Origin of the sequence: Streptomyces spongiae (genome assembly GCF_009377185.1) — a bacterium.
GTDB classification, from domain to species: domain Bacteria; phylum Actinomycetota; class Actinomycetes; order Streptomycetales; family Streptomycetaceae; genus Streptomyces; species Streptomyces spongiae.
Map to the genome: position 1 here is coordinate 1 of NZ_VJZC01000567.1, position 6,397 is coordinate 6,397.

A 6,397-nucleotide genomic window follows, 5' to 3' on the forward strand; every position below is an offset into this window, starting at 1 on the left:
GCCCTTACGTCCGTACGCGTCTGCCGGGCACGTCGGGGTGCCGGTGCGTGGGGGTCTCGGCGGGGGGTGTTGTGGTGACGGGTGCGCCCGTGCTTTTAGGGGCGCGGGGAACTGCGCGACAAGCCACGACGGATCCGCAGCCAAAACGGAACCCGGCACACGAAAAGCCCTCGCCGAACCGCCGGAGGCGGCCGGTACCCTTGGGGGCTCCGGGCCCAACCCCGCCCGGCGCTCCGGGGCGCACCCCCGGCGAGACCCACATCAGCGAAGACTGGATGAACGACGATGCATCGGTACAGGTCCCACACCTGCGGCGAGCTCCGCGCCTCTGACGTCGGCACCGACGTCCGGCTGAGCGGCTGGCTGCACAATCGGCGCGACCTGGGCGGCATCCTCTTCATCGATCTGCGCGATCACTACGGCATCACGCAGCTGGTGGCCCGCCCGGGCACGCCCGCGTACGAGGCCCTGGACAAGCTCTCCAAGGAGTCGACCGTCCGCGTCGACGGCAGCGTTGTTTCACGTGGAACCGAGAACGTGAACCCGGACCTGCCGACCGGCGAGGTCGAGGTCGAGGTGGGCGAGGTCGAGCTGCTCGGTGCGGCGGCCCCCCTCCCGTTCACGATCAACACCGAGGACGGGGTGAACGAGGAGCGGCGCCTGGAGTACCGCTTCCTGGACCTGCGCCGCGAGCGCATGCACCGCAACATCATGCTGCGTACGGCGGTGATCAGCGCCATTCGTCACAAGATGACGGCGCTCGGCTTCAACGAGATGGCGACGCCGATCCTCAGCGCCACCTCCCCGGAGGGCGCCCGCGACTTCGTCGTGCCGTCGCGCCTGAACCCGGGCAGGTTCTACGCCCTCCCCCAGGCCCCGCAGCAGTTCAAGCAGTTGCTGATGATCTCGGGCTTCGACCGCTACTTCCAGATCGCGCCCTGCTTCCGTGACGAGGACGCCCGCGCGGACCGCTCGCCGGGCGAGTTCTACCAGCTCGATGTCGAGATGAGCTTCGTGGAGCAGGAAGACGTCTTCCAGCCCATCGAGAAGCTGATGACCGAGCTGTTCGAGGAGTTCGGCAACGGGCGGCACGTCACCTCCCCCTTCCCGCGCATCCCCTTCCGCGAGGCGATGCTGAAGTACGGCTCCGACAAGCCGGACCTGCGGGCCCAGCTGGAGCTCGTCGACATCACCGACATCTTCGAGGGCTCGGAGTTCAAGGCCTTCGCGGGCAAGCACGTCCGTGCCCTGCCGGTGCCGGACGTGTCCTCGCAGCCGCGGAAGTTCTTCGACCAGCTCGGTGACTTCGCGGTCTCGCAGGGCGCCAAGGGCCTGGCCTGGGTGCGGGTGACCGAGGACGGCTCGCTGACGGGCCCGATCGCGAAGTTCCTCACCGAGGAGAACGTCGCCGAGCTGACCAAGCGGCTCCAGCTGGCCGCGGGCCACGCGGTGTTCTTCGGCGCGGGTGAGTTCGACGAGGTCTCGAAGATCATGGGCGCCGTGCGGGTCGAGGCCGCCAAGCGTGCCGGGCACTTCGAGGAGGACGTCTTCCGCTTCTGCTGGATCGTCGACTTCCCGATGTACGAGAAGGACGAGGAGACCGGGAAGATCGACTTCTCGCACAACCCGTTCTCGATGCCGCAGGGCGGTCTGGAGGCCCTGCAGACCCAGGACCCGCTGGACATCCTCGGCTGGCAGTACGACATCGTCTGCAACGGCGTCGAGCTGTCGTCCGGCGCCATCCGGAACCACGAGCCGGACATCATGCTCAAGGCCTTCGAGATCGCGGGCTACGACCGTGACACCGTCGAGGAGCAGTTCGCCGGCATGCTCCGCGCCTTCCGTTTCGGCGCCCCACCGCACGGCGGCATCGCCCCCGGTGTCGACCGCATCGTCATGCTGCTGGCCGACGAGCCCAACATCCGCGAGACGATCGCCTTCCCGCTCAACGGCAACGCCCAGGACCTGATGATGGGCGCGCCGACCGAGCTGGACGAGACCCGGCTGCGGGAGCTGCACCTCTCGGTGCGGAAGCCCCAGCCGAAGTAGAGCCCCAGCCGAAGCAGAGCTCCAGCCGAAGTAGAGGAACACGCGTGGGGAATTAGGTAAGGCAAGCCTTTCTTTGGTTCCCGGTGGGAAGGGTCCTGAAATCGTCCGTCGATTTCAGGACCCTTTTCCTTGGGTGAGGAAAAGGCGCTGTTTTCTCAGCTCGTTGACAGGGTTCTTACCTAACTTCCCGGCGCATGACAGAAAATCAACAGCATCCACAGGATCAGCAGCTGGCCCGTCGCAAGGTCGTGGCGGTCGGCGCGGGCGCGGTCGCGGCGGTGACCCTGGGCGGCACGGCCGTCGCGGCGAGCGCCCTCGACGGTGAACGGGAAAGAGCATCCGGCGGTGCCTCCGCGGGTTCCGCTTCCGCCGCGGAAGAGTGCTACAAGCTCACCTCGGAGACCACCGAGGGGCCGTACTACATCGACGCCGACAAGCTCCGCCGGGACGTCACCGAGGACCGGGAGGGCATTCCGCTGGCCCTCCGCATCAAGGTGATCGACTCCGAGACCTGCCGGCCGATCCGCAACGCGGCCGTCGACATCTGGCACTGCGACGCGGTGGGCGTCTACTCCGGGTACGAGGACATGGGCAACGGCGGTGGCGGCCCGGCCCCGACCGGTCCGCCCCCGACCGCCGGCCCCTCCGGTCCGCCCCCGGGCGGCGGCCACCAGGAGCCGACGGACGACACCCGCTACCTGCGCGGCACCTGGCGGACGGACCGGCACGGCTTCGTCACCTTCAAGACGGTCTTCCCCGGCTGGTACCGGGGGCGTTGTGTGCACATCCACGCGAAGGTGCACGTCAACGGCGAGTGGACGGACGCCGGGTACGAGGGCGGCAACACCTGCCACACCGGCCAGTTCTTCTTCGACGAGGAGTCCGTCCTCGCCTCCGCGGTGGTGGAGCCGTACGTGTCGAACACGGCGGAGCGCACGACGCTCGACGAGGACACGATCTACGACGGCAGCGGCACCCAGGGCGGACTGCTGAAGCTGCGCTACGACAAGCGGAACATCGCGAAGGGGGTGCGCGCCTCCCTCACGGTGGGTGTGGACCCGGAGGCGACCAACGACGGGCAGGACGGGCCTCCTCCGCAGCCGAGCGCGTCTGCGTCCCCCTCGGCGTGAGCAAGTAGTTCCTGCGGTTTTACCCAAAAGGGGCTCGAAACCGACGTGGATTTCGAGCCCCTTTTCCCTCCGCTTGGGAATGCAAGGCAGACCACAGTCCCTTCTTAAGGCTTTGACAGGCTGGCTCCCTAAATTCCTTTGCCATGACGGGAAACGAAACCGGGAACCAGACGGCCCAGGGGCCGAAACACAAGCGGGATCTGACGCGCCGCAAGGTCGTGGTCGCGGGCGCCGGTGCCGTGGCCGCGGTGGGCGTGGGCGGAGCCGTCGTCGCGACCGCGAGCGCGGGCGAGACGAAGAAAGGGGCCTCTCCGAAGGCATCCAGCAGCACCTCGGAGGAGTGCTACAAGCTCACCTCGGAGACCACCGAGGGGCCGTACTACATCGACGCCGACAAGCTCCGGCAGGACATCACCGAGGACAAGGAGGGCATCCCGCTGACCCTCCGCCTCAAGGTGATCGACTCGGAGAGCTGCAAGCCGATCCGCAACGCGGCCGTCGACATCTGGCACTGCGACGCGCTGGGCCTGTACTCCGGGTACGAGAGCCTGTCCTCGGGCGGCGGTGGCGGCGCTCCCTCCGACGCCCCCTCGGGTACGCCGACGGGTGAGCCGCCGTCCGGCGCGCCCACCGACGGCACGGGCGGCGGTGGCGGTGGCGGCGGTCACGAGGAGCCCACCGACGACAAGCGCTACCTGCGCGGCACCTGGAAGACGGACAAGCAGGGCTTCGTCACCTTCAAGACCATCTTCCCGGGCTGGTACCGGGGGCGTTGTGTGCACATCCACGCGAAGGTGCACGTCAACGGCGAGTGGACGGACGCCGGGTACGAGGGCGGCAACACCTGCCACACCGGCCAGTTCTTCTTCGACGAGGAGTCCGTCCTCGCCTCCGCCGAGGTCGAGCCGTACTCGACGTCGACGACCGAGCGCACCACGCTCGACGAGGACACCATCTACGACCAGAGCGGCACCCAGGGCGGTCTGCTCAAGCTGAAGTACAAGAAGAACGACATCGCCAAGGGGGTCACCGGCACCATCACGGTCGGCGTGGACCCGGACGCGACCCACACGGGCACGGAGGACTCGGTGCAGCCGGGTGCCTCGGCCACCGCGTCGGCCTCGGCGAGCTGACGGACGTACGGACCGTACGGGGCTGACGGACGTACGGACCGTACGGAGCTGACGGACGTACGGCTCGTACGGCTCGACACAAGGCCCGGAACCCTCCCCCAGGTTCCGGGCCCTGCCGGTGTCCCCAGAATGTTCACATACATGATTCCTTGAACAACCCATTGACCCGGAAGGAGTGCCTCCATAAAGTTCCCCAAGTTCTCGCGTACGTGATTGCCGTTCACGTATGTGCACGCCCATGGGGAGACAACGATGTCTGAAGTCGTGATACCCGACGCCGAACGCCGCGCGGTCGGCAAGTTCCTGCGCCGTATGCTGCCGATTCTGGTCCTGATGCTGCTGATCAACCAGATGGACCGGACGAACGTCGGCTTCGTCCAGGACGAGCTGCGGGCCGACGTCGGTGTGAGCGCCACCGCGTACGGTCTGGGCGCCGGCCTGTTCTTCATCGGCTACGCCCTGTTCGAGGTGCCCAGCAACATGCTGCTGGAGCGGTTCGGCGCACGTGTCTGGCTGACCCGGATCATGATCACCTGGGGTGCGGTGATCGTGGCGATGTGCTTCATCCACAACGTGTGGATGTTCTACGCGCTGCGCTTCCTGCTCGGCGTCGCGGAGGCCGGCTTCTTCCCCGGTGTGCTGCTCTACTTCACCCAGTGGCTGCCCGACTCCAGCCGGGGCCGGGCGAGCGCGATCTTCCTCGGCGGATCGGCCACCGCGTACATCGTGACCGGCCCGATCACGGGCGCGCTGCTGGAGCTGCACGGGGTCGGCGGGTTCGCCGGCTGGCGCTGGATGTTCGCGCTCGAAGGGCTCCTGTCCATCGTCGTCGGGTTCATCGCCGGCTTCTTCCTCGTCTCCCGGATCGAGGACGCCCGCTGGCTGACGCGCGAGGAGAAGGACGCGCTGGGCGCGGCGGTCGCCCGGGACGAGGAGGCCCGCAGCCGTGCGCCCAGGGTGTCCCGCCTCAAGCTGCTGTTCCACCCTCAGGTCGCCGTGCTCACCGCGGTCTTCTTCGCCATGGCCCTGACCGGGTACGCGATCACCTTCTGGCTGCCGAGCCTGGTCGAGGAGATCGGCGGGCTGTCGCCGTTCGAGGTCGGGCTGCTGTCGGCGATCCCGTGGATCTGCGCGGTGATCGCGATGTACACGGTGAGCCACTTCACCGACGGCACCCCGGACCGCCGCCCGTACCTGGCGATCGCCCTGGTCCTGTCGGCCATCGGAACGTTCCTCGCCACGCTGGGCTCGCCCTGGTTCGGGCTCGCCGCGATCACGCTGGCCGCGGTCGGCGGGAAGTGCGCGGCCACGCTGTACTGGCCGATGGCGCAGTCGGGGCTCGACCTGAAGATCGCCGCGCCGGGCCTCGCGGTCGTCAACTCCATCGGGAACCTGGGTGGTTTCGTCTCCCCCACCCTCTTCGGCTACCTCAAGGACACGACCGGCAGCACGAACGGCGGCCTCTACACGCTGTCCGCGGCATCGATCCTGGCGGTCGTCGGCGTCGCCCTCATCCGCCGGGGCGGCGGCTCGGCGACCGGGTCGGGCAAGCCGGCCGTGGCGAAGGGGCAGGTGGCGACCGGCGGTTGAGGCGAACGACGACCAACCAAAAGGCGCCCGGGGCCGTGCGGTCCCGGGCGCCCGCGTGATGGTGAACAGTGGGCCAACTACCTGTGTGCGGCGGCAATTTGACGGTGACGTGACCCTCCTCCCTGAGGTAATATCCAGGTAAAGAGATGTTCGCGGCAGCGATAACGCAAAGGAGGCAATGATGTTCGATCTCCGGACAGAGGCAGAGATGAGGCTGCACTCGGAGAAGACGGCCAGGGAACTCGCCCTGAAGAAGCAGCGGGAAGAGGGCGGCGAGAGGGCCGTCAAGGCGGACGCGACCACGGAAACGACGGCCACCACCGAGGCGGAGCCTGTCGGGTGACGTGAGCGCGCTTCGCGACGGTCCGCCGGTTACTCCGGGGCGGGCCGTTTTTTGGTTGCCGGGCAGGTCAGCGGCCCACGGCAGCCTGCGCCGCGACGGCGGCGAGGACCGCCTCGACGAGTTCCGCGACGGACCGGCCCGCGCCCGTGCCC

5 protein-coding genes are annotated in these 6,397 nt (G+C 68.1%); all 5 read left to right on the plus strand.

The window, feature by feature from the left end; translation table 11 throughout:
- Nucleotides 1-285 precede the first annotated feature (285 nt).
- Entirely contained in the window at nt 286-2,049 is a 1,764-nt protein-coding gene (gene aspS / locus FNH08_RS41595; protein WP_152776707.1) for an aspartate--tRNA ligase, read from the plus strand.
- Nucleotides 2,050-2,243: 194 nt separating this feature from the next.
- The gene (locus FNH08_RS41600; RefSeq protein WP_152776708.1) at nt 2,244-3,179 is read left to right on the plus strand and encodes an intradiol ring-cleavage dioxygenase; all 936 of its coding nucleotides are present in this window, start codon (nt 2,244-2,246) and stop codon (nt 3,177-3,179) included.
- Between the two features lie 143 nt (nt 3,180-3,322).
- Nucleotides 3,323-4,312, plus strand: a complete 990-nt coding sequence (locus FNH08_RS41605) for an intradiol ring-cleavage dioxygenase (protein ID WP_152776709.1) — start codon at nt 3,323-3,325, stop codon at nt 4,310-4,312.
- 252 nt (nt 4,313-4,564) lie between these two features.
- Nucleotides 4,565-5,902, plus strand: a complete 1,338-nt coding sequence (locus FNH08_RS41610) for an MFS transporter (RefSeq protein ID WP_152776710.1) — start codon at nt 4,565-4,567, stop codon at nt 5,900-5,902.
- Between the two features lie 208 nt (nt 5,903-6,110).
- Entirely contained in the window at nt 6,111-6,245 is a 135-nt protein-coding gene (locus FNH08_RS53315; protein ID WP_265579840.1) for a hypothetical protein, read from the plus strand.
- Nucleotides 6,246-6,397: the final 152 nt, after the last annotated feature.

Coding starts and splice junctions, on each gene's coding strand:
- FNH08_RS41600 (WP_152776708.1), top strand. CDS start 2,244: ATGACAGAAAATCAACAGCATCCACAGGATCAGCAGCTGGCCCGTCGC.
- aspS (WP_152776707.1), top strand. CDS start 286: ATGCATCGGTACAGGTCCCACACCTGCGGCGAGCTCCGCGCCTCTGAC.
- FNH08_RS53315 (WP_265579840.1), top strand. CDS start 6,111: ATGAGGCTGCACTCGGAGAAGACGGCCAGGGAACTCGCCCTGAAGAAG.
- FNH08_RS41605 (WP_152776709.1), top strand. CDS start 3,323: ATGACGGGAAACGAAACCGGGAACCAGACGGCCCAGGGGCCGAAACAC.
- FNH08_RS41610 (WP_152776710.1), top strand. CDS start 4,565: ATGTCTGAAGTCGTGATACCCGACGCCGAACGCCGCGCGGTCGGCAAG.